The organism is Micromonospora salmantinae, from assembly GCF_022230905.1.
In the GTDB taxonomy this organism is placed as follows: Bacteria; Actinomycetota; Actinomycetes; order Mycobacteriales; family Micromonosporaceae; genus Micromonospora; species Micromonospora salmantinae.
The window spans coordinates 83,980-106,424 of sequence record NZ_JAKKFG010000045.1 but is presented as its reverse complement, the minus strand read 5'-3'; the positions used below and the strand labels follow the sequence as shown (position 1 = coordinate 106,424).

General features: G+C 71.6%; 15 protein-coding genes. 6 read left to right on the top strand and 9 right to left on the bottom strand.

Annotated features, from left to right (window positions below):
• Positions 1-25 precede the first annotated feature (25 nt).
• Together PSH03_RS29370 and eno are read right to left on the bottom strand one after the other, a co-directional pair.
• On the bottom strand, positions 26-664 hold the full coding sequence (locus PSH03_RS29370) for an FtsB family cell division protein (protein ID WP_238691017.1): 639 nt from the start codon (positions 662-664) through the stop codon (positions 26-28).
• Between the two features lie 32 nt (positions 665-696).
• Positions 697-1,980 carry a phosphopyruvate hydratase gene (eno, locus tag PSH03_RS29365; protein WP_210785654.1) on the bottom strand — a complete coding sequence of 428 codons (1,284 nt, stop codon included), beginning with the start codon at positions 1,978-1,980 and terminating at the stop codon, positions 697-699.
• Between the two features lie 213 nt (positions 1,981-2,193).
• On the opposite strand from eno, the gene PSH03_RS29360 reads away from it, so the two are divergent.
• Complete coding sequence (locus PSH03_RS29360; RefSeq protein ID WP_210785655.1) at positions 2,194-2,889, top strand: hypothetical protein; 696 nt, start codon at positions 2,194-2,196, stop codon at positions 2,887-2,889.
• On the top strand, positions 2,886-3,728 hold the full coding sequence (gene nudC, locus PSH03_RS29355) for an NAD(+) diphosphatase (protein WP_210785656.1): 843 nt from the start codon (positions 2,886-2,888) through the stop codon (positions 3,726-3,728). Before PSH03_RS29360 ends, nudC begins: the two co-directional genes overlap by 4 nt.
• Before the next feature lie 25 nt (positions 3,729-3,753).
• On the opposite strand, the gene PSH03_RS29350 is transcribed toward nudC, so the two are convergent.
• From PSH03_RS29350 to mfd, 4 genes are all read right to left on the bottom strand, one after another.
• Positions 3,754-5,373, bottom strand: a complete 1,620-nt coding sequence (locus PSH03_RS29350; RefSeq protein ID WP_210785657.1) for a DUF885 domain-containing protein — start codon at positions 5,371-5,373, stop codon at positions 3,754-3,756.
• Between the two features lie 107 nt (positions 5,374-5,480).
• Entirely contained in the window at positions 5,481-6,476 is a 996-nt protein-coding gene (locus tag PSH03_RS29345; protein WP_210785658.1) for a nucleoside triphosphate pyrophosphohydrolase, read from the bottom strand.
• Between the two features lie 2 nt (positions 6,477-6,478).
• Positions 6,479-7,234 carry a hypothetical protein gene (locus PSH03_RS29340; protein ID WP_210785659.1) on the bottom strand — a complete coding sequence of 252 codons (756 nt, stop codon included), beginning with the start codon at positions 7,232-7,234 and terminating at the stop codon, positions 6,479-6,481.
• 137 nt (positions 7,235-7,371) lie between these two features.
• Positions 7,372-11,004 carry a transcription-repair coupling factor gene (gene mfd, locus PSH03_RS29335; RefSeq protein ID WP_238691016.1) on the bottom strand — a complete coding sequence of 1,211 codons (3,633 nt, stop codon included), beginning with the start codon at positions 11,002-11,004 and terminating at the stop codon, positions 7,372-7,374.
• Positions 11,005-11,200: 196 nt separating this feature from the next.
• On the opposite strand from mfd, the gene PSH03_RS29330 reads away from it, so the two are divergent.
• Entirely contained in the window at positions 11,201-12,115 is a 915-nt protein-coding gene (locus PSH03_RS29330; protein ID WP_210785661.1) for a cyclase family protein, read from the top strand.
• A gap of 406 nt (positions 12,116-12,521) precedes the next feature.
• Positions 12,522-15,308, top strand: coding sequence for a phosphoenolpyruvate carboxylase (ppc, locus tag PSH03_RS29325; protein ID WP_112620129.1), 2,787 nt, complete (start codon positions 12,522-12,524; stop codon positions 15,306-15,308).
• Positions 15,309-15,375: 67 nt separating this feature from the next.
• Here the strand turns inward: ppc and PSH03_RS29320 are convergent, their stop codons facing one another.
• Entirely contained in the window at positions 15,376-16,191 is an 816-nt protein-coding gene (locus PSH03_RS29320; protein ID WP_238691015.1) for a hypothetical protein, read from the bottom strand.
• A gap of 54 nt (positions 16,192-16,245) precedes the next feature.
• Between PSH03_RS29320 and PSH03_RS29315 the strand changes: the two genes are divergently transcribed.
• Positions 16,246-17,418 (top strand): DNA recombination protein RmuC, encoded by a 1,173-nt coding sequence (locus PSH03_RS29315; protein ID WP_210785664.1) that lies wholly within the window; start codon positions 16,246-16,248, stop codon positions 17,416-17,418.
• 136 nt (positions 17,419-17,554) lie between these two features.
• On the top strand, positions 17,555-20,854 hold the full coding sequence (locus PSH03_RS29310) for a S8 family serine peptidase (RefSeq protein ID WP_238691014.1): 3,300 nt from the start codon (positions 17,555-17,557) through the stop codon (positions 20,852-20,854).
• 70 nt (positions 20,855-20,924) lie between these two features.
• Here the strand turns inward: PSH03_RS29310 and PSH03_RS29305 are convergent, their stop codons facing one another.
• Both PSH03_RS29305 and PSH03_RS29300 read right to left on the bottom strand, forming a co-directional pair.
• A complete protein-coding gene (locus PSH03_RS29305; protein WP_112581935.1) occupies positions 20,925-21,359 on the bottom strand; it encodes a hypothetical protein in 435 nt (144 codons plus the stop codon).
• Positions 21,360-21,400: 41 nt separating this feature from the next.
• The gene (locus PSH03_RS29300) at positions 21,401-22,420 is read right to left on the bottom strand and encodes a 4-hydroxy-3-methylbut-2-enyl diphosphate reductase (RefSeq protein WP_372494910.1); all 1,020 of its coding nucleotides are present in this window, start codon (positions 22,418-22,420) and stop codon (positions 21,401-21,403) included.
• Positions 22,421-22,445 lie beyond the last annotated feature (25 nt).

Here is a 22,445-nt window from a genome sequence, read left to right as displayed (position 1 = left end):
CTCTCCTGGTGTGCTGGTCGGTGGATCACTGGTCCGGCTGCTGGCTGTCCGCCGCCCGCACGCTCGACCAGAGCGTGTCGTACCAGGTCACCGGCCCGGCTGGCGGGGCCGAACCGGCCGACTTCCCGGCGTCCCGGGCGGCGCCCTCCGGGTCGTGCAGCACCACCATTATCTTCTCGCCGGGCTCGCCCATGAAGAACCGCTCCCGAGCCTGCGTCTTGATGTACTCGTCGTCTTTCCAGTTGGCGGCCTCGGCGGCGAGCTTGGCGATCTCCCGCTCCTGCACCGCCTGGGCCGCCTCCATCCGCTCGATGTCGGCCTGCTGGTCCAGGTAGACCCGAACCGGATAGGTGTAGGCCAGCGCGAGCGCGATCAGGACCGCGAACAGCACTGTGGCCCGGCCGGTGAAGCGACGGGGGTTGGGCGCGGCGAGCCGCTTCACGGCGCCAGCGGCAGCGGTACGCCGAGCGGCGGCGGGACGATTCGCGGAGCGAACGCCTTCGGCGCCCCGGGCAGCACCCGGAGCGCGACCGGCGGCGCGCGGCTCGGCGCGTACGCCGGCCTCCCGGACCGATCCCCGCGTGGCGCGCCCACCGCCCGGCCGACCGGACTGACCCGGCCGGCGGGCGGGACGCTGACCACCCGGTGTGCGGCGCTGCTGCATCGTCACACCCCTCCCCCGAGGCTTCGTGCGTCTCAGGCCGAACGGTAGCGCGGGAACGCGCCAGCACCGGCGTAGCGCGCCGCGTCGGCCAGCTCCTCCTCGATCCGGAGAAGCTGGTTGTACTTGGCGACACGGTCCGAACGGGCCGGGGCGCCGGTCTTGATCTGGCCGCAGCCGGTGGCCACCGCCAGGTCGGCGATGGTGGTGTCCTCGGTCTCGCCCGAGCGGTGGCTCATCATGCACTTGAAGCCCGCCCGGTGGGCCAGGTCCACCGCGTCCAGGGTCTCGGTCAGCGAGCCGATCTGGTTGACCTTGACGAGAACCGCGTTCGCCGCCTTCTCCGCTATGCCGCGGGCGATGCGCTGCGGGTTGGTCACGAACAGGTCGTCACCGACGATCTGCACCCGGTCGCCGATCGAGGCGGTCAACGTCTGCCAGCCGCTCCAGTCGTCCTCGGCCAGCGGGTCCTCGATCGACACGATCGGGTACTCGTCGGCCAGCTTCGTGTAGTAGGTGCTCATCTCCTCGGCGGACTTCGCGGCACCCTCGAACGTGTAGGTGCCGTTGTCGAAGAACTCCGTGGCCGCCACGTCGAGCGCGAACACGATGTCGGTGCCGAGCCGGTAACCGGCCTTCTCGACCGCCTCGGCGATCAGGTCCAGGGCCGCCGCGTTCGTCGGCAGGTTCGGCGCGAAGCCACCCTCGTCGCCAAGCCCGGTGGAGAGCCCCTTCTTCTTCAACACCGACTTCAGCGCGTGGTAGACCTCCGCGCCCGAGCGCAGCGCCTCACGGAAGGTGGGCGCGCCGATCGGCGCGATCATGAACTCCTGGATGTCGACGTTCGAGTCGGCGTGCGCGCCACCGTTGAGGATGTTCATCATCGGCACGGGCAGGAGGTGCGCGTTCGGGCCGCCCAGGTAGCGGAAGAGGCTCAGCTCGGCGCTGCCGGCAGCGGCCTTCGCCACCGCCAGGGAAACCCCGAGGATGGCGTTCGCGCCCAGCTCCGACTTGGTTTCCGTGCCGTCGATGTCGAGCATCTTCTGGTCGATCAGCCGCTGCTCGCTGGCCTCGTACCCGATGATCTGGTCGACGATCTTGTCTTCGACGTTGGAGACCGCCTTCTCCACGCCCTTGCCCTGGTAGCGGTCGGCGTCACCGTCGCGCAGTTCGATCGCCTCGAAGGCGCCGGTGGAGGCGCCGGACGGCACGGCGGCGCGGGCTACCGTGCCGTCGTCCAGACCGACCTCGACCTCGACCGTCGGGTTGCCCCGCGAGTCGAGAATCTCCCGGGCGACGATTCCCTCGATGGTTGCCACTAAGTCGCTCCTCGTTGTTGTGATCCGGTCCGTGGGTGGGCCGCGACGGTGCGGCTGAGGCAGGTGTTGAACGCAGCGTATCGGGCGGCGCGAACGGGCACGGCGTCGCCCGCGCACCCGGGTCACCCCGCGTTGACGGACATTCCCGGATTTCCGGGCGTCAACCGGCAACGGGTTTGCGCTGCGCGGACCAGATCCACCAGGCTGGTCGCCATGCCCGCCGCCTCGACCACCCTCCGCATGCTCGCCGTGTCGGTCATCGCGTCGCTCACGGTCACCGGCTGTCAGACATTCGAGGACGCCGGAGTCGCCATGGGCCGCTCGGAACTCGTCAACGACCTCGCCGCCCGGCTCGATCGCGCACTGGAATTGACCTACTCGGCCGACTACCAGTTGCCCGGCGGTCAACGCGCCGCGATCGTGCAGGCACAGAAGCCGGCGCGATCCACGTACACCTATCCGGGCGGGCAGCTCACCGTCACCCCGGAGGCCATCACCCGGTGCACGACGACAGGCGCGCGCCCGCAGTGCACGCTGATCACCCCGCCCACCCCGGGCAGCAAGCCCACGGTGACGCTGTTCGGCGAGGCCAACCAGCAGGGCCTCGTCACGCCGCCGGTGGTGGTCGGGCTGCTCACCGCCGCCGCGCTCGACCCACAGGCGGTCATCAAGCAGAGCGACACCACAGTCGCCGGGCACCACGCCGCCTGCGTCGCGGTGCAGAGCTCGTCGTCCGGCGACTTCACCGCCTGCGTGACCACCGAGGGCGTGCTCGGCAGCTTCACCGGGCCGGTCGACGGCAAGCCGATGGAGCTGGCACTGAGCAACTACTCCGCGACCGTCGACGAGGGCGCGTTCGAACCGCCCGCCGACGCCGCTGTCGTCGACCGCCGCCCCGGCGGCTCGTGACCGACCCGCCCGGCGGGTTCCTCCCCGGGGCCGACCGGAGCCCGCCTCCCGGCCCCGGCGACCTGGCCCTGCCGGTGACCGGCGCGAAGCTGCTGACCGGCGTCGACGGCCACCCCCTCCGGGTCGCCGACCTGCCCGCCGACACCGACTGGGTGCCGCTGGGCACGCTCGACGGAGTGCCCGCCTGGGGCGCCGACCTGACCACCACCGCCGACGACCTTCCCGGCCAGGCGCGCGGCTGGGCGTCACTCGCCGCCGAGGTGCCGGAGCCGCACGCCACGCTCGCCGGCCGAGCGCTGGCGGTGCTGACCTGGCGGCGTACGCACCGGTGGTGCGGCGCCTGCCGAGCGGAGCTGACCGACCGACCCGGCGAGACCGCCCGACAGTGCCCCGACTGCGGCCTGTACGTGCCGATGCAGCTCTCCGCCGCCGTACTGGTCGCGATCACCCGGCCCGGCCTGCCCGGGCACGTTGACGACCTGCTGCTGGTCCAGCACGCCACCGGTCCGACCGGGCTGTGGGCGCTGGTGGCCGGCTTCGTCGAGGCCGGCGAGACGCTTGAGGCGGCGGTACACCGGGAGGTCGGTGAGGAGGTCGGGCTGCCCGTCGACCGGCTGACCTACTTCGGCAGCCAACCGTGGGCGATCTCCGGCCCGGGCGTGCTGCTCGCCGGCTTCACCGCCCGTGCCGCCGACCCGCGGGCCGAACCGGTGGTCGACGGGCGGGAGCTGACCAGGGCTCAGTGGTTCGGCCTGGATGCGCTGCCGGCGCAACTGCCGCCCGCGTACTCCATCTCGCGCTGGCTGATCGACGCGACGGTGACCGCCGGGCGGCGCTGAAACCCGCGCGGCCCGGCGGTCCTCCTCAGAGACCGAGCAGGGTGCGCAGGTGGCGCGGGGGCGGGCAGTCGTGGGCGAGCATCGCGTCGTGCCAGTCGCGGACCGACACCCCGGCCGGGCGGGCGGCGGCGATCTCGGCCATCTCGCTGTACCCGACGAAGTAGGTGGAGAGCTGGGTGGAGGTCAGTTGCGCGCGCCGCCACTTGCCGGCCGCCTCGCCCTCCTCCTGGAAGCCGCGCCCGGTCATCAACGCCATCGCCTCGGCCTCGGGCAGGTCCTCGGCGTGCACCAACTGGTCGAGCAGCGCGTTGATCGTCATCCGTAGTTGCATCTTGAGCCGCTGCAACCGCACCGGCAGACCACCGAAGCCGAGCCCAGTCATCACCTCTTCCGCGTAGACCGCCCAGCCCTCGATGAACGGGCCGGACTCGGCCAACGCGCGGACCCGTGTGCCACCGACGTAGCGGCGGGCGTGGGCGAGCTGGAGGAAGTGCCCCGGCATCGCCTCGTGCACGGTCAGGTTGCGGATCATGTGGTCGTTGTACTCGCGGTAGAACGACTCGACCCGCTGCGCCGGCCAGTCCGACGGGGTGGGCGCAATGCAGTAGAAGGTCGGTAGGACGGCGGTCTCCAACGGGCCGGGCGCGTCGCAGTACGCCACCGCGACCCCCCGGGCGAACTCCGGCATCTCCTGGATCACGCACCGGTCGTCGACCACTGTGACCAGGTCGTGTGCGCGGACGAAGTCGGTCGCCTCGTCCAGTGTCACCCCGGCCAGCTCGACGATCGTCGCGTCGTTCGGGTGCTCGGCGGCGAGCAGGTCCAACGCCCGACGTACTGTCGCGTCGTCGGCCGGACCACCGACCAGCTCGACGGCGGCCTCGCGGATCTCCGCGGTGACCCGGTCCAGGTTGGCCCAGGCGCGACGCTGGATCTCGGCGGCGCCCAGCTCGGTGTCGAGGGTGTGCCACAGCCGGGCCTCCCAGCGGCGTCGGCCCAGTCGCGGGTCACGGCCGGGGCCGGCATCGGCGGCCAGGCCGGTGCGCAGCCAGGCCACGAACTCGTCCAGCGCGGCGATCGCGGCGGTGGCCGCCGGCTCGACCCGGTCGAGGTGGCCCGGTGCCTGGGCGAGCAACGCCGGAAGCTCGTCGCGGATCAGCGCGGCCGTGCCGGTGAACTGCCCCACCGCCGTCTCCGCGTGGATTCGCGGCATGTCCCGCAGCGTCGCGCGGGCGGTGGCGAGGGCGTCCGGTACGGCGGCGAGCCGGCCGGTCAGTTGGGTCAGCCGCACGTCCGCGGGGGCGTACGGGCGGGCCAGCAGCGGGTGCAGCAACGGGCCGGGGTTGTGCCGCAGCGGATCCCACTCGTGCGAGCGGATCTCGGTCAGCTCGAACAGCTCCCGGTCCACGAATGAGCTGAGCAGCGCGTGGTCGACCTGCTCGTCGACGTCGAGCGAGTCCGGGTCCAGTTCGGACAGTGCGTTGGCCGCGTCGGAGAGCATCGCCCGATCGGCGGTCACCCCGTCGGCGGAGAGGTCCGGCAGCCTGTCGTCGAACCGGTGGTCCCCGGCTGCGGTGGCAACCCCCGGCCGCGACTCCAGTAAAGCCTCGACAACCCGCTCAGCCAGCACCCCAAACGCTTCCACCGCACCACCCTACCGACCGCTGTGCGCTCCGCCGCCGGTTTCACCCACCCCGTCGATCATGAAGTTGTTGCCATCCACCTCGGCGTGTCGGAGCAATAACTTCATGATCACCGCGGGCTGGCGGGTGGGGGTGGGGGTTCGGCTTGGCGGATGGCTTCGGCGTGGGCGAGGGTGGTGCGGCGGAGGGCTGCTTCGGGGTCTGTGCCCGCCTCGCGGGCTGCGGCCACCCTTGCCAGCAGGTCGGCGCCCAGTCTTGCCTCGGCATCCGCCTGGGTGTCGGCCGCCGGTGGGAGCGGGACGTCGATGCCTCGGCGGGCGGCGCGGTCCAGGATCTGCGTTGCCAGGGCCAGCGCGGGCTGGCTCAGGGCCACCCCGTCCAACGCCGAGTGCCGCGCCTTCTCGGCGCGCTTGATCCGCTCCCAGTTCTCGGTGATCTCCTCCAGGGTGCCCGCCTCGGCGCCGGCGAAGACGTGCGGATTACGTCGGATCATCTTGTCGACCAGGCCACCGGCCACGTCGTCGATGGTCCACCGCTCGTCCTCGGGCAACTCCTCGGCGAGCCGCGCGTGCAGCACCACCTGCAACAACACGTCGCCCAACTCCTCGCGCAGCGCGTCGGTGTCGTCGGCGCTGATGGCGTCGTACGCCTCGTAGCTCTCCTCCAGCAGGTAACCGGCGAGGCTGCGGTGCGTCTGCGCCCGCTTCCACGGGTCGCCGCCCGGCGAGGCCAGTCGATCCAGCACGGCCACCGCGTCGAGCAGCCGGGCACCCGGCGGATCCCACGAGCCGTACATCAGCTCCATCTCGGCCAACCCCGGCTGCCGGGCCAGCCGCAGACCCAACTCCCGGGCCAACGCCTCGTCACCCGCCGGACCGGCCAGCCACACCACAGTGCCGTGCGTCGCCACCGCGTCCAGCAGCGGCTGAGTCGCCGGGCCGTCCACCACTGTGACCTCGGCGCCCGCCTGGCGCACGGCCGTGGTCAACTCGCTGTCCGCGCCCGTCAACACCGGGTGCTGGCGTACGACGTCCCAGGCCGCGGCCGTCAACAGGCCGGCGGGCAACCGGGGTGAGGTGACCAGGAGAACGATCCGTGCGGTCATGCTCAGCTGGCCGTGCCCTCGGCCTCCGGCGCCGCGGTCGGCCCCTCCGGGGTGGAAATGTCGGTGACCGCGTCGGAGCCCGGCTCACCCAACGGCACGCTCACCGCGGGTGCGTCATCGGTGAAGCTGAGCAGCGGGAACTCGAGCGGGCGGTACCGAGGGCTGATGGTGACGTCGTAACGACCGACCGCCTCGGCCAGGATCCGCTTGGTCGCCAGCGCGCCGCGTAGCTGCTCGCCGTCGAGCTGCTGGGCGGCGGCCTCATCGGTCACGTCGGCCGGGATCTTGCCGGCCGCACGCCCGGCGGCGATCACGTCGGCGAGCTCCTCCTTGGTCGGCTCGACCGGCTCGGCCGGCAACCCGGACAGGCAGGTGAAGAACTTCGCCACTTCCCGCACGTGCTCGGTCTCCGGGTCGAGGCTGAGCTGCTGGGCAGCCTGCTCGGCCGTCACCTGGCCGCGCGGCTGGTAGTTCTTCTCGGCGGAGAGCTTCTCGCACACCTTGGTCAGCACCAGGGCCCGGACCACGTCGGCCACCTTGGGCAGGGTCGGTTGCTGCGCCGCGGGTTGCCCGCTGGCGGCGGAGGACTCCGGCGCCGGGTTCTTCGTCCGCAGGTCCTTCATCGCGGTGGTGACCTGAACGTCGGTGATGCGCTGGTCACCGACGTAAGCGGCGATACCAGGCTCAGCACGGCAACCGGAGAGGGCGACGAGGCCGAGCGCCACAGTGGCGACGGCGGCAAGACGGCGAGCACGCATAGCCGTCACTCTCTCACGCCGTCACCCGGGGTTGTGACACCCCCCACCTTCGCTCATCCCCCGACCAGGGGCGGCGTCGACGCACGAGCGCCCCTGGTCCAGAGCACACCGCCGGCTCAGTCGCTCGCGGCGACGGCTCAGGCGCTCGCGGCGACGGCGAGTGGGGCGGGGGCACCGAGCACATCGGAGAGCAGTTGCGCGCACCACTGGAGCAGCGCCTGGTCACGCAGCGGCTCGCCACCGATCCGACGAGTGGTCGGTCGGGGCACGCTGACCTGGTCGGTGGCCTGCTTGTAGACGGCATCCGGGTGATAGCGCTTGAGCCGCATCTGCTTCGAATCCGGCAACGGCAGCGGGCCGAACCGTACGTGCTTGCCCTGCACGGACACGTCGGACAGGCCGTAGCGGCGGGCCAGCAGACGGAACCGGGCCACCTCCACCAGGTTCTGCACCGGGGCCGGTGGCTCGCCGTACCGGTCGGTCATCTCGGCGATCACCTCGCCCAGCCGCTCCTCGTCGCGCGCCTCGGCGAGCTTGCGGTACATCTCCAGGCGCAGCCGCTCCACGCTCACGTAGTCGTGCGGCAGGTGCGCGTCGACCGGCAGATCGATCTTGACATCGGTCTCCTCCTCCGACCGCTCACCCTTGAACGCGGAGACCGCCTCGCCGACCATCCGCACGTACAGGTCGAAGCCGACGCCCTCGATGTGCCCGGACTGCTCGCCACCGAGCAGGTTGCCGGCGCCCCGGATCTCCAGGTCCTTCATCGCCACGTACATGCCGGCGCCCAACTCGGTGTGCTGGGCGATGGTCGCCAACCGCTCGTGGGCGTGCTCGGTGAGCGGCTTCTCCGGCGGGTAGAGGAAGTAGGCGTACGCCCGCTCCCGGCCCCGGCCGACCCGGCCCCGGATCTGGTGCAGCTGGGCCAGGCCGAGCAGGTCTGCCCGCTCCACGATCAGCGTGTTGGCGTTCGGGATGTCGATGCCCGACTCGACGATCGTGGTGCAGACCAGGACGTCGAACTCCTTCTCCCAGAAGCCGACCATGACCTTCTCCAGGGCGTCCTCGCCCATCTGGCCGTGCGCCACCGCGACCCGCGCCTCGGGCACCAGCTCCCGCAGCCGCCGTGCCGCCCGGTCGATCGACTCGACCCGGTTGTGCAGGTAGAAGACCTGCCCGTCGCGGAGCAGCTCACGGTGGATGGACGCAGCCACCTGCCGGTCGTCCTGCGCGCCGACGAAGGTGAGCACCGGGTGCCGCTCCTCCGGTGGGGTGGCGATGGTGGACATCTCCCGGATGCCGGTGATCGCCATCTCCAGGGTGCGCGGGATCGGGGTGGCCGACATGCTGAGCACGTCGACCGACGCGCGCAGCGTCTTCAGGTGCTCCTTGTGCTCGACACCGAAGCGCTGCTCCTCGTCGACGATCACCAGACCCAGCTGCTTGAAGCGGGTGGCCGTCTGCAACAGCCGGTGCGTACCGATGACGATGTCGACGGTGCCGTCGGCGACCATCTCCATCGTCCGCTCGGTCTCCTTCGCCGTCTGGAACCGGGACAGCTGCCGGATCTGGACCGGGAACTGGCTCATCCGCTCGGCGAACGTGTTGTAGTGCTGCTGAACCAGCAGGGTGGTCGGCACCAGCACCGCCACCTGCTTACCGTCCTGCACCGCCTTGAACGCCGCCCGGACCGCGATCTCGGTCTTGCCGTAGCCGACGTCACCGCAGATCAGCCGGTCCATCGGGACGCTCTGCTCCATGTCCCGCTTGACCTCGTCGATCGCGGCGAGCTGGTCCGGCGTCTCCTGCCAGGGGAAGGCATCCTCCAGCTCCCGCTGCCACGGGGTGTCCGGCCCGAACGAGTGCCCCTTGGACGCCTTGCGGGCGGCGTAGAGCTGGATGAGCTGCGCGGCGATCTCCCGGACCGCCTTGCGGGCCCGGGCCTTGGACTTCTGCCAGTCCGAGCCGCCCATCTTGTGCAGGGTCGGCTGCTCGCCGCCCACGTAGCGGGAGAGCTGGTCGAGCTGGTCGGTCGGGACGAACAACCGGTCGCCGGGCTGGCCCCGCTTGCTGGCCGCGTACTCGATGACGAGGTATTCCCGGCTGGCGCCGTTGACGGTGCGCTGCACCAGCTCGACGTAGCGGCCGATGCCGTGCTGCTCGTGCACCACGTGGTCGCCGGTCTTCAACTCCAGCGGGTCGATGGTGTTGCGCCGCCGACTCGGCATCTTGCGCATGTCTCGCGTCGAGGTGCCCCGACCGCCTGTCACGTCATTGCCGGTGAGCAGCACGAAGCGGGACGCCTCGTCGACGAACCCGCTGCTCAGCGCGCCACAGGTGACCACCAGCTCGCCGGGGACGGGCGCGGTCGGCACCTCCTCGGTGAACCGGGCACCCAGGCCGGCGTCGCGCAGCACCTCCACCGCCCGCTGGGCGGGGCCGTGCCCCTCGAAGACCAGCGCGATCGACCAGCCCTCGCCGGCCCAGCGCTTGAGGTCCTCGACCACCCGAGAGGTCTCGCCGTGATAGAGCGGCGCCGGTTGGGCGGACAGGGTCACCGCGATGGCGTCGTCCGGAGTGACGGCGGCCTGCTCGGGCGCGTCCTCCCAGGGCTGCCGAGTATCGGCGGTCTCCCCCTCACCCAATCCGAACGGGGACAGCGTCCACCACGGCTGGCCGAGCTTGCCGGCGGCGGCGCGTACCTCGCCGAGGGTGCGGAAGGCGGCGGCGCCGACGTCCACCGGGGCCTGGCCGCCGACCGCGGCGGCGGCCCAGCTGGCCTGCAGGAACTCCTCCGACGTACGCACCAGGTCGTGCGCCCGCGTGCGGATCCGCTCGGGGTCGCAGAGCAGGACGTGGGTGCCGGCCGGCATGGCGTCCAGCAGCAGCTCCAGTGAGTCGGGGCCGACCAGCACCGGGGCCAGCGACTCCATCCCCTCCACCGGGATGCCCTCGGCCAGCTTGTCGAGGATCTCGGCCAGCTCGGGGTGCTGCTCGGCGAGCGCGGCGGCCCGGTCGCGGACCGCCGGGGTGAGCAGCAGCTCGCGGCAGGGTGGTGCCCAGAGCAGCGGAACCTGCTCGATGGTCCGCTGGTCGGCGACGGCGAAGGTGCGGATCTCCTCCACCTCGTCGCCCCAGAACTCGACCCGCGACGGGTGCTCGTCGGTGGGCGGGAAGACGTCCAGGATCCCGCCGCGCACCGCGAACTCGCCGCGCTTGGTGACCAGGTCGACCCGGGCGTACGCCATGTCGATCAGTCGGCGGGCGACCTCTTCCAGGTCCGCCTCCTCGCCGGCGGCGAGCTGCACCGGCTCCAGATCACCGAGCCCCTTGAGCTGTGGCTGGAGCAGCGAACGGACCGGGGCCACTACCACTCGCAGTGGCCCGGTGCCGCCGTGCGCGTCGGTCGCCTCCGGGTGCGCCAGCCGGCGCAGCACGGCCAGTCGTCGGCCGACCGTGTCGGAGCGGGGGGACAGCCGCTCGTGCGGCAGCGTCTCCCAGGAGGGGAAGACAACTACCTGCTCGGCCGGCAGCAACCCGCCCAGCGCGGCGGCCAGGTCGTCGGCCTCCCGGGTGGTGGCGGTCACCGCCAGCACCGGTCGCCCGGCGCCGTCGTTGTCGGCGGCGACCGCCGCGACGGCGAACGGGCGCAGCGCCGCCGGGGCGGTGATGTCGAGGCCGTCGACCTGGGCGGCACCGGAGCGCGCCAGGTCACGCGCCCGGGTCAGCCCGGGGTCGGACAGGGCGGCGGTGAACAGACCGGTGAGCAAGGGAATCCTTCCCGGGGAGTCGACGCACACGACGGCGGCCCCTCGTCCAGCCGGACGGGGGGGCACGGCAACAAGCCTAGCCCCGTCGACCGACAGCCACCCCCTTCCGCCCAGGTCCGCGCCGCGCGCGTCACCCGCGCCCCACGCCCGGCCAGAGGATCTTGACCGTCGCCGGCTGGCGTGGTCGGGTTTCGGGATGGGTGAGCAGTGGCGGGCACAGTTCGACGCGGAGGTGAGCTTCGCCAACGGTGGCGGGCTGCGTACCGAGGGGTTCCGGCTGGACATTCCCGGTCGGGAGATCACCGACGACGACCTGGCGGCGTTGTTCGTCCGGCACCTCGGGCTGCTGATGGTCGCCCACGTCCGGATCAGCGCCAAGACGATCATCGAGGAGCCGCACAAGGGCGGCCGAGGCGTCACGGTCGACGGATCCGGCGCCGATCGTCGGCTGGTCGAGCTGAGCCACGTGATCAGCGACGGGATGACCACCCTGCCGGGTTGGCCGGGCCCCCGGATCACCGACTGGCTGACCTTCGCGGCATCCCGCGAGCGGTACGCCCCGGGCACCGAGTTCCACGTGGCCCGCATCGACATGATCGCCAACACCGGCACGTACCTGGACACGCCCGCCCACCGCTGGGCCGGCCGGGACGACCTGACCGGGGTGTCGCTGGACCGTCTCGCCGACCTACCGGGGGTGGTGGTGCGGGTGCCGGCCGGCATCCGCGCGGTGGACCGGCTGATGCTGGCCCCGTACGAGGTGACCGGCCGGGCGGTGCTGCTGCACACCGGGTGGGACGCGCACTTCGGCACCGAACGGTACGGCGCGCCGGACGCGCCGTACCTGACCGGGGAGGCCGCCCGGGCGCTGGTCGACGCGGGGGCGGCCCTGGTCGGCATCGACTCGATCAACATCGACGACATGAGCCCGGCGGCCGCCGGCGTACGCCCCGCGCACAGCGCGCTGCTCGCCGCCGGCATCCCGATCGTCGAGCACCTGACCGGCCTGGACGCGTTGCCGCCGAGCGGGTTCCGGTTCACCGCTGCCCCGCCGATGGTGGCCGGCATGGGCACCTTTCCGGTCCGCGCCTTCGCCGTCGTCAACCCCTGACGCCACCGGCGACGCCTGCCGCACGGCCAGCGGGCTGGTCTCTGCCGGGCCATGGGGGCGGCGAGCTGGTTCCACAGTGCGGTCCACAAAACGGACCATGGGCTAGCAACGTGGGCGCTGGCGGTCGGCCGGCTGGCCGGCATCCGCCCTCGGGATCTGGACGGTCCTCGGAGGGCTCGGGTTGGTCAGCGCAAGCCTGGTCCGGGGTCGCCGGGTCGCCCCCTCCGGCCCCGGAACGACCCGGTCCGGCCCCTCGCCGGACCGTGACGGTGGTTGAGATCACCCCGGAAAACACCCTTCGGCGGGCAGTGGATCACCAGGGGGCCCTCCAGACACCCCCTGCGCGCGGATACCATCCAGTAAGTCGGACAGCGCTGTCCTTCGTATCCACGTAAGGGAGCGCATCGTGACCGACCAGCACGACCACGACGGCCCGGACGCCGCACTGCGCGCCGACATTCGCCGACTCGGCACCCTGCTCGGCCAGACACTGGCCCGCCAGGAGGGTCGCCCACTGCTCGACCTCGTCGAGGAGATCCGCGCCCAGGTCCGCTCCGACGCCCCGGCGGCCGCCCAGCGCCTCGGCGGGCTCGACGTGACCACCGGCACCAAGCTGGCCCGCGCGTTCTCCACCTACTTCCACCTGGCCAACATCACCGAGCAGGTGCACCGTGCGCGGGACCTGCGCCGCCGCCGCGCGGTGCAGGGCGGCTGGCTGGACCAGGCCGCCAAGATGATCGCCGAGCGCGGGGTGCCGGCCGAGGAGATCGCCAACGCGGCTCGCCGGCTGGCGGTGCGACCGGTCTTCACCGCGCACCCGACCGAGGCGGCCCGTCGCTCGATCCTGTCCAAGCTGCGGGCGATCGCCGACGAGTTGGACACCGAGACCGCCAACGCGATCCTCTACGGCGCCAGCGACGAGGGCCCGGCCAACCGCCGGCTGGCCGAGTTGTTGGACCTGATGTGGCAGACCGACGAGCTGCGGCTCGACCGGCCGGACCCGACCGACGAGGCCCGCAACGCCATCTACTACCTGCGCGACCTGTACGCCGAGGCCGCCCCGCAGGTGCTCGACGACCTGGCCGACACGTTGCGCACGCTCGGTGTGGAGACGTCGCCGACGGCCCGGCCGCTGAGCTTCGGCACCTGGATCGGCGGCGATCGCGACGGCAACCCGTTCGTCACCCCGGCGGTCACCCGCGAGGTGCTGACCATCCAGCACGAGCACGGCATCGCGGCCACCGAGAAGGCGATGGACCACCTGATCAACGAGGTTTCGGTGTCCCGCCGACTGCGCGGGGTGTCCCTGGACCTGTCCGCCAGTCTCGCCGCCGACCTGGACGCGCTGCCCGAGGTGGCACAGCGCTTCCGCCGGGTCAACGCGGAGGAGCCGTACCGGCTCAAGGCACGCTGCGTGAAGGCGAAGCTCGCCAACACCCGGCTGAGGTTGCGCCAGGGCACCGCACACGTGCCGGGTCGGGACTACCGGGGCTCGGCCGAGCTGATCGCCGACCTGGACCTGCTGCGCGCCTCGTTGGCCCGCAACTCCGGGCAGCTCACCGCGGTCGGCCGGCTGGCCTCCACCATCCGTACGGTCTCCGCGTTCGGCCTGCATCTGGCGACGATGGACGTCCGGGAGCACGCCGAGGCGCACCACGCCGTGCTCGCGCAGCTCTACGAGGCGGTCGGCGAGGTCTCCGACTACCCGGCGCTGACCCGGCTGGAACGCACCAAGCTGCTCGCCGACGAGCTGACCGGTCGCCGTCCGCTCTCGACGGTGGACACGTCGCTGTCCGAGCCGGCCCGCAAGACGTTCGACGTGTTCAGCACCATCCGGGAGGCGCAGGACCGGTTCGGCGCCGAGGTGATCGAGTCGTACATCATCTCGATGACCCTGGGTGTCGACGACGTGCTGGCCGCCGTGGTGCTGGCCCGCGAGGCCGGCCTGGTGGACGTGCACAGCGGGCGGGCCCGGGTCGGGTTCGTGCCGCTCCTGGAGACCCCCGCCGAGCTGAACTCCGGCGGCGAACTCCTCGACGAGTTGCTGTCGCTGCCCGCGTACCGGGCGCTGGTGACGGCCCGGGGTGACGTGCAGGAGGTCATGCTCGGCTACTCCGACTCGAACAAGGAAGCCGGGATCACCACCAGCCAGTGGTCGATCCACCGGGCGCAGCGCGCGCTGCGCGACGTGGCCGCCCGGCACGGTGTGCACCTGCGGCTCTTCCACGGCCGGGGCGGCACTGTCGGGCGCGGCGGCGGGCCGACGCACGAGGCGATCCTGGCGCAGCCGTACGGCACCATGGACGGCGCGATCAAGGTGACCGAGCAGGGCGAGGTGATCTCCGACAAGTACACCCTGCCCTCGCTGGCCCGGGAGAACCTGGAGCTGACCCTCGCCGCGGTGCTCCAGGCGACCCTGCTGCACACCGCTCCCCGGCAGCCGGCCGAGATGTTGGAGCGCTGGGACGCGACGATGGACGTGGTCTCCGAGTCGGCGTTCCGGTCCTACCGGTCGCTCGTCGAGGACCCGGACCTGCCCGCGTACTTCTGGGCGTCCACCCCCACCGAGCTGCTCGGCGCGCTGAACATCGGCTCCCGGCCGGCGAAGCGCCCGAACACCGGTGCCGGGCTGTCCGGGCTGCGGGCCATCCCGTGGGTGTTCGGCTGGACGCAGACCCGGCAGATCGTGCCGGGCTGGTTCGGCGTCGGCTCCGGGCTGGCCGCCGCCCGTGAGGCCGGTCTGGCGGACGTGCTGGCCGAGATGCACCGCAACTGGCACTTCTTCCGCACGTTCCTGTCGAACGTCGAGATGATGTTGACCAAGACCGACCTGAGCATCGCCCGCCGGTACGTCGAGACGCTGGTGCCGAAGAAGCTGCACCCGATCTTCGAGCAGATCGAGCAGGAGTACGAGCTGACCAAGCGGGAAGTGCTGGCGGTGACCGCCTCACCGGCCCTGCTGGAGAACTCGCCGGTGCTTCAGCGCACCCTGGCCGTCCGCGACACCTACCTGGAGCCGCTGCACCATCTCCAGGTGGCGCTGCTGCGGCAGTACCGGGAGTCGGGCGCGGCCGGGCGGGCGATCGCCACCGCACCGGGCGGCCGACGCGCACCGAGCGACGGCACCGCCCTGGAACGCGCGCTGCTCACCACCGTGAACGGCATCGCGGCCGGGATGCGCAACACCGGCTGATCGACAGGTACGGAAACGGGCCCCGGTCGCTGCGACCGGGGCCCGTTTCCGTAGGTCTGAACGACTGTCAGAAGTCGCCGCCGCCGAAATCCCCGCCCCCGAAGTCACCGCCGCCGAAGCCGCCACCGCCGAAGTCCCCACCGGCGTAGTCGCCGCCGCCGAAGTCCCCACCCTGGTCGCCGCCGCCGAAGTCGCCGCCCTGGTCGCCGTCGCCGCCCTGGTCGACACCGTCACCGAAGCCCTCCTGGTAGCCGGCGTCGTAGCCGTACCCGGGGTCGGCGAAGGCCGGCGAGAAGAGCGCGTCGGCGATCAGGATGCCGCCGAGCACACCGGCGCCGGCACCCAGCGCCGTCTTCCACCAGGGCGTCGAATACCAGCCGGCGGGCACCGGGCGGCCCTGATAACGCCCACCGGGGTAGTAGTAGGGCGTTTCCCGGCCGGGTTGCGGCCCGGCCCGGAAGGTCTGCCCCTGCACATCGACCTCGCGCTCCTTGGTGAGCTGCCCCACGCCACGGGCGGCGGCCACTGTCGGCACCTCGGGGCCCGGATCGATGCCCAGCGCCGTACGCGCCGCCCGGATGTACGCCAAACCCTCCAGCGCGGTCTCCCGGGCCAGCCCGAACTGGTGCGGCGTGGACGCCTGCTCCAGCTGGGAGCCCGCCGCGTTGTACCGCTCACCGGCGTCGGCCAGCGCCTGTCGTACCGCTGGGTCGTCGCCGTGCAGGTTCATCAACTGGCCGCCGAGGCGCTCGTACCACCGCTGCGCCTCCGCGCGGGCGTCGCCGAGCTCGGTGCGCCGACGGGCACCGGCCTGAGCGCGGACGAGCGCGGCGGCGCCCAGCGCGCCGACCAGCACAACGGCGAGGCAGAGCACAAGTTCCATGTCATCGAACGTACCCCCGGGTCGCACGTCGTATCCGTCTGGCAAGCTCCGGTGATGGACGTCTCGACGCTGCTCCTGGTGATCGTGTGCCTCGGCGCCGGCGGGGCGGTGGGCTGGCTCGCGGCCCGGTCCCGCTCGGCGGCCGACATCGCCCGCCTGGATGCCACCCTGGCCGCCACCCGGGAGGGCGAGGGTCGGCTGGAACAGTCCATGCGGGCGTTGAGCTACGAGGCCACCGCACAGTCCCAGGAGGCGGTGGCCCGGGCGGTCGCGCCGCTGCACGACACCCTGCGCCGCTACGAGCAACGGGTGGCCGAGCTGGAGCACGACCGCGTCGACGCGTACGCCGAACTGCGTGAGCAGGTCCGCTCGATGAACGCGGTCTCCGGTGAGCTGCGCACCGAGACCAAGCAGTTGGTGGCGGCACTGCGCGCACCGCAGGTGCGGGGCCGCTGGGGCGAGCACCAGTTGCGCCGGATCGTCGAGGCTGCCGGCATGCTGGAGCACTGCGACTTCTCCGAGCAGGTCACCGCCGCCACCGACCAGCAGGTCGTCCGACCGGATCTGGTGGTCCGCCTGCACGGTGGTCGCTCGGTGGTGGTGGACGCCAAGGCCCCGTTCGACGCGTACCTGACAGCCATGGAGGCCCGCGACGAGCGCGGCCGGGACACCCACCTCGACGCGCACGCGCGGCACCTGCGGGGGCACGTCGACGCCCTGGCCGCCAAGTCGTACTGGTCGGCGTTCGACAACTCACCCGAGTTCGTGGTGCTGTTCGTCCCGGCCGACCCGTTCCTCGACGTCGCGCTCCAGCGAGACCCGACGCTGCTGGAGCACGCCTTCACCCGCAACGTGGTGCTCGCCACGCCGGCCACGCTGGTCGCCCTGCTCCGCACGGTGGCCTACTCCTGGCGGCAGGAGGCACTGGCCCGCAACGCGCTCGCCGTGCACACCCTCGCCCGGGAGCTGTACGGCCGGCTATCCACCCTGGGCGACCACGTGGGCAAGCTCGGGTCCTCGCTGGCCGGTGCGGTGACCGCCTACAACCGGGCGGTCGGCTCGCTGGAGGCCCGGGTGTTGGTCAGCGCTCGCAAGCTCGCCGAGTTGGGCGTCTCGGACGACGAGTTGGCCACGCCGGCCCAGGTCGAGTTGACGCCCCGGCAGCCGCAGGCTCCCGAGCTGGCCGATCCGGCCGACGAGGTCTCGGCCCGCCAGCCATCTATGTGACAGTGCGTACGCCTGCATATCACGAAGTGGTCACAACGAACTGGCCACTAGTGACAGTGCTCGCCGACACCCCGAAAGATTCTGCTCACCCGAGCGCCCTTCTCTGAGGGCCCTGTTCTCTGGAGGAAAAGAGAACGTGAGCAGACTCCCAAACCTGAGCCGGCGCACCTCAGCCGCGCTCTTCGCATCGGTCCTGGCGGCGAGCGCCGTGACCGCCATGGGTGGTGCCGCCACCGCGGCCGCCGCTCCAACGACCACAGCGGACACCTCCCCGGCCACCGCCGCCGAGACGCTGGGCGCGCACGACGCCAAACTGCTCAGCGAGGCCCGCGCCAAGAGGGCTCCGACCGTCACGTTGATCGTCGCCACCGAGAAGGGTGAGGCGGGGGACGTCGCCGACAGCCTCACCAAGCTCGGCGGCACTGTCAGCCAGCGGCAGGACCGGGTCGGCTTCGTGCTGGCCAAGGTCCCGACCGACCGGGTTCTCAAGGCGGCCCGGCTGCCCGGCGTGTCGGCGGTCGACCTGGACGAGGTCATCCAACTGCCGGACCCGGCCCCGGAACAGACCCCCACCGGCACCGCTGGTGCGCGACAGGCCGCCATGGAGGCGCCGGGCGCGGCCACCCCGGCGGACAACCCGTACATGCCGACGAACGAGACCGGCGCGGTGGCGTTCACCGCGGCCCACCCGGAGTGGGACGGCCGGGGCGTCACGATCGGCATCATGGACTCCGGTGTGGACCTGGCCCACCCGGCGTTGCAGCAGACCACCACCGGTGAGCGAAAGATCGTCGACTGGGTCACCGCGACCGACCCGCTGGAGGACAGCTCGTGGCGGCGGATGCAGGCCGAGGTCGCCGGCCCGTCGTTCACCATCGACGGCCTCGGCACCTGGACGGCGCCGGCCGGCACGTACCGGTTCAACCTGTTCAGCGAGTCGGTCACCAACGCGAGCGACGCCCGGGGTGACGTCAACCGCGACGGCGACACGACCGACACCTGGGGTGTGCTCTTCGACCCGGCCACCAACAACATCCGGGTGGACGCCAACCAGAACCTCAACTTCACCGACGACCCGGTCATGCGGCCGTACAAGGAGAAGTACGACATCGGCTACTTCGGCACCGACAACCCGGCCACGCCGGTCGCCGAGCGGCAGCCCTTCGTCGTCGAGTTCCGCAAGAACGTGAACACCACGCCGATCGGGCTGCCGGGCACCTACGACTACGTCAACATCGGCATTGTCGAGAGCACCCATGGCACCCACGTCGCCGGCATCACCGCCGCCAACGACATGCTCGGCAACGGGGCCTTGGACGGTGCCGCGCCCGGCGCCAAGCTGGTCTCCGCCCGCGCCTGCTCCTGGGGCGGCGGCTGCACCGCGGCGGCGCTCACCACCGGCATGATCGACCTGGTGGCCAATCGTGGCGTCGACATCGTCAACATGTCGATCGGTGGCCTACCGGGCCTGAACGACGGCAACAACGCGCGGGCGAACCTCTACAACGAACTGATCGAGACGTACGGCGTGCAGTTGATCATCTCGGCCGGCAACTCCGGCCCGGGTCTCAACACCGTCGGCGACCCGTCGGTGGCCAGCAACGTGATCAGCGTTGCCGCCAACATCAGCAAGGACACCTGGCTGGCCAACTACGGCTCGGTCGTCAAGAAGAAGAACGCCCTGTTCAACTTCTCCTCCCGTGGCCCGCGCGAGGACGGCGGCTTCAAGCCGAACATCGCCGCCCCCGGCTCGGCCATCTCCACCGCACCGACCTGGCAGCTCGGCGCCCCGGTCCCCGAGGCCGGATACGCGCTGCCCCCGGGCTACGCGATGTTGAACGGCACCTCGATGGCGTCTCCGCAGACCGCCGGCGCCGGCGCGTTGCTGCTGTCGGCCGCCAAGGCCACCGACCGGGGCGTCAGCCCGGCGGCGTTGCGGCGGGCGCTGTTCACCTCCGCCAAGCCGATCGCTGACGTGCCGACGTACGCGCAGGGCTACGGCATGGTCAACGTTCCGGGCGCCTGGCAGCTGCTGCGCCAGGGCGTCGAAACCCGGTCGTACGTCTCCGACGCGCCGGTCTGCAGCCCCCTGGCGGAGCAGCTGACCATCTGGAACGGCGTGAAGTTCGTGCCTAACCCCGGTCGGGGCACCGGCGTCTACAACCGCTGCACCTCGTCCGAGGGCGGCCACAAGGTCGGCCAGAGCAAGACGTACCCGGTCAAGCTGACCCGCACCAGCGGCCCGGCCGGCACCATCAAGCACAACGTCACGCTCCAGGGCAACGACGGCACCTTCAAGGCACCGAAGACCGTCGCGTTGCCGCTCAACAAGGCCGTCACCATCAGCGTCACCGCCAAGCCGGCCACCGAGGGCGCGCACGGCGCGATCGTGCGGATCGACGACCCGGCCACCAACGTGGTCGACTTCGAGGTGTCCACGGTGGTGGTGGCCTCGAACGACGTGAAGAAGCCCAACTTCTCGTACGCCAACGAGGGCTCGGTCGACCGCAACGGGTTCACGTCGTACTTCGTCACGGTGCCGGAGGGTGCCAAGGCCCTCCAGGTGAACCTCTCCGGGATCGCCACCGGTTCGCAGACCCGATTCATCGCGATCAACCCGTTGGGTGTGCCGGTGGAGTCCACCACCAGCACCGTCTGCTACACCAACTTCTCCGACGTCAACGTCTGCAAGCCGCAGGAGCGTGACTACCAGAACCCGCTTCCCGGGGTCTGGGAGATCGAGGTGGAGTCGCGGCGGACGTCCCCGGCGCTGAACAACCCGTTCAAGCTCCAGGCGCGGGTGCAGGGCCTGACTGTCGAGCCGGCGCTGGTCGAGCTGCCCAGTGTCGAGGCCGGCGAGCCGACCCCGGTGAGCTGGAAGGTCACCAACGCCTTCGGCCCGGTCTCGGTCAGCGGCCGCAGTGGCGCGCTGACCGGTGTGCGGACCGAGCGTCCGACCATCACCGAGGGCGGTCCCAACCAGGAGTGGACCGTCGAGATCCCGGCGGGCACGTCGACGTTCACCGCCCGGATCGGCAACCCCGCCAACGCGGGCGCCGACCTGGACCTGTTCGTCTACCGGGACACCACCGAGGTCGGCCGGGCCGCGGACGGCGACTCGGAGGAGGCGGTCACGCTGACCAACCCGGCCGCCGGCACCTACCGCGTCGTGGTGGAGCCGTACGGGGTTGACGGGCCGGGCACCAGCACCGCCTACGACTACTACGACGCGTTCGCGTCCGCGTCGCTGGGCACGATCACCGCTCCGGCCGTCGCGGTGCCGCTGATGCACGGCGAGTCGGCCACCATCACCGGCACGGTGACCGCGGTGGCCGTTCCGGCCGACGGGCGTCAGCTCTCCGGTGAACTGGCGATCGTCACCAGCGAGGGTGCGATCGTGGGTCGCGGGAACGTGTCCATCGGTGCCGTGAACTGATCCGCTCGTAACACCGGCAGGAGCCCGTCCCCACGTTGGGGGCGGGCTCCCGCATGTCAGGGGTCAGTGGTCAGGACCGGTGGGCGGCCGTCACGACGAACGGGGTGCCCTGCTGGCAGGTGGTCATCATGCCGGGCTCCACCCGACCGGTGACCTCGACCCGGGCGCCCGGCGTCAGCACCTCACGCGGGCCGCCGAGCAGTAGGTAACCGTCGAGCAGTACGCAGCCAGGCTCCACACCGCCCTGCACGGTGCCGCTCAGTGTGGTGGCCCCGACGCCCGGCGGCGTGCTCGGGCCGCCCGGTTTCGGAGTCTTCAGCCCGGGCGGCACGGACCGGGTGCCGGTCTCTGGCGAGGGCGTCGGGTCGGGCGTGGGCTGGCTGGTCACCGGCTGCGCTCCCGTCGGGGTCGGGGTGGGTGTGCCGCCCCCGACACCCTGGCCGCCGCAGGCGCTCAGCGCCACGCAGACGGCCAGCGCGGGGACGGCGAGCCGAAGAGTCCTCATGCCGAATCTGACGTACGCCGACCCGAGTTCGTTCCCACGCTTCAGCCGCGCGCCGCAGCGGCCTTCATGTCCCGCCTCAGCTCCTGCGGAAGCGAGAACGTGAGCCGCTCGTTGGCGGTGGTGATCTCCTCGACGTCGGCGAAGCCACGGGCGGCGAGGTGGACCAGCACCTCCTGGACCAGGTCGTCCGGGACGCTCGCGCCCGAGGTCAAACCGACCGTGGTGGCCCCCTCCAGCCAGGCGTCGTCGATCTCGTGCGCGAAGTCGACCAGGTGACCGGCGCGGGCACCGGCGTCGAGGGCGACCTCGACCAGGCGGACCGAGTTGGAGGAGTTCGTCGAGCCGACCACGATCACCACGTCACAGTCGGCGGCGATCTCCTTGACCACGTGCTGCCGGTTGGAGGTGGCGTAGCAGATGTCGTCGCTGGGCGGGGACTGCAACAGCGGCAGCCGCTGCTTGAGGCGGGCCACAGTCTCCAGCGTCTCGTCGACCGAGAGCGTGGTCTGGGAGAGCCAGACCACCTTCTCCGGATCACGTACGGTGATCTTGTCGGCGCCGTCCGGGCCGTCCACCAGCTGGATGTGCGCGGGGGCCTCACCGGCGGTGCCGATGACCTCTTCGTGCCCCTCGTGGCCGATGAGCAGGATGTCGTAGTCCTCGGCCGCGAAGCGCCGCGCCTCGTGGTGCACCTTGGTGACCAGCGGACAGGTCGCGTCGATCGCCTTCAACGAACGCGCCTTGGCCTGCTCGTGGATCTCGGGCGCCACACCGTGCGCGGAGAAGACGACTGTGGCGCCCTCCGGCACCTCCTCGTTCTCCTCCACGAAGATGGCGCCCTGGGCCTCCAGGGTCTGCACCACGTGCTTGTTGTGCACGATCTGCTTGCGCACGTAGATCGGGGCGCCGTAGAGCTTCAGCGCCTCCTCCACGGTCTGCACCGCGCGGTCGACACCCGCGCAGTAGCCGCGGGGCTTGGCCAGGAGCACGCGCTTGCCGGTCCGGAGATCAGTCACCGCCCCATCGTACGTGCCACCCCGCAGCGCGGCAGCGGCCCGCAACCACCCTCGGCAACACCGTTGCACT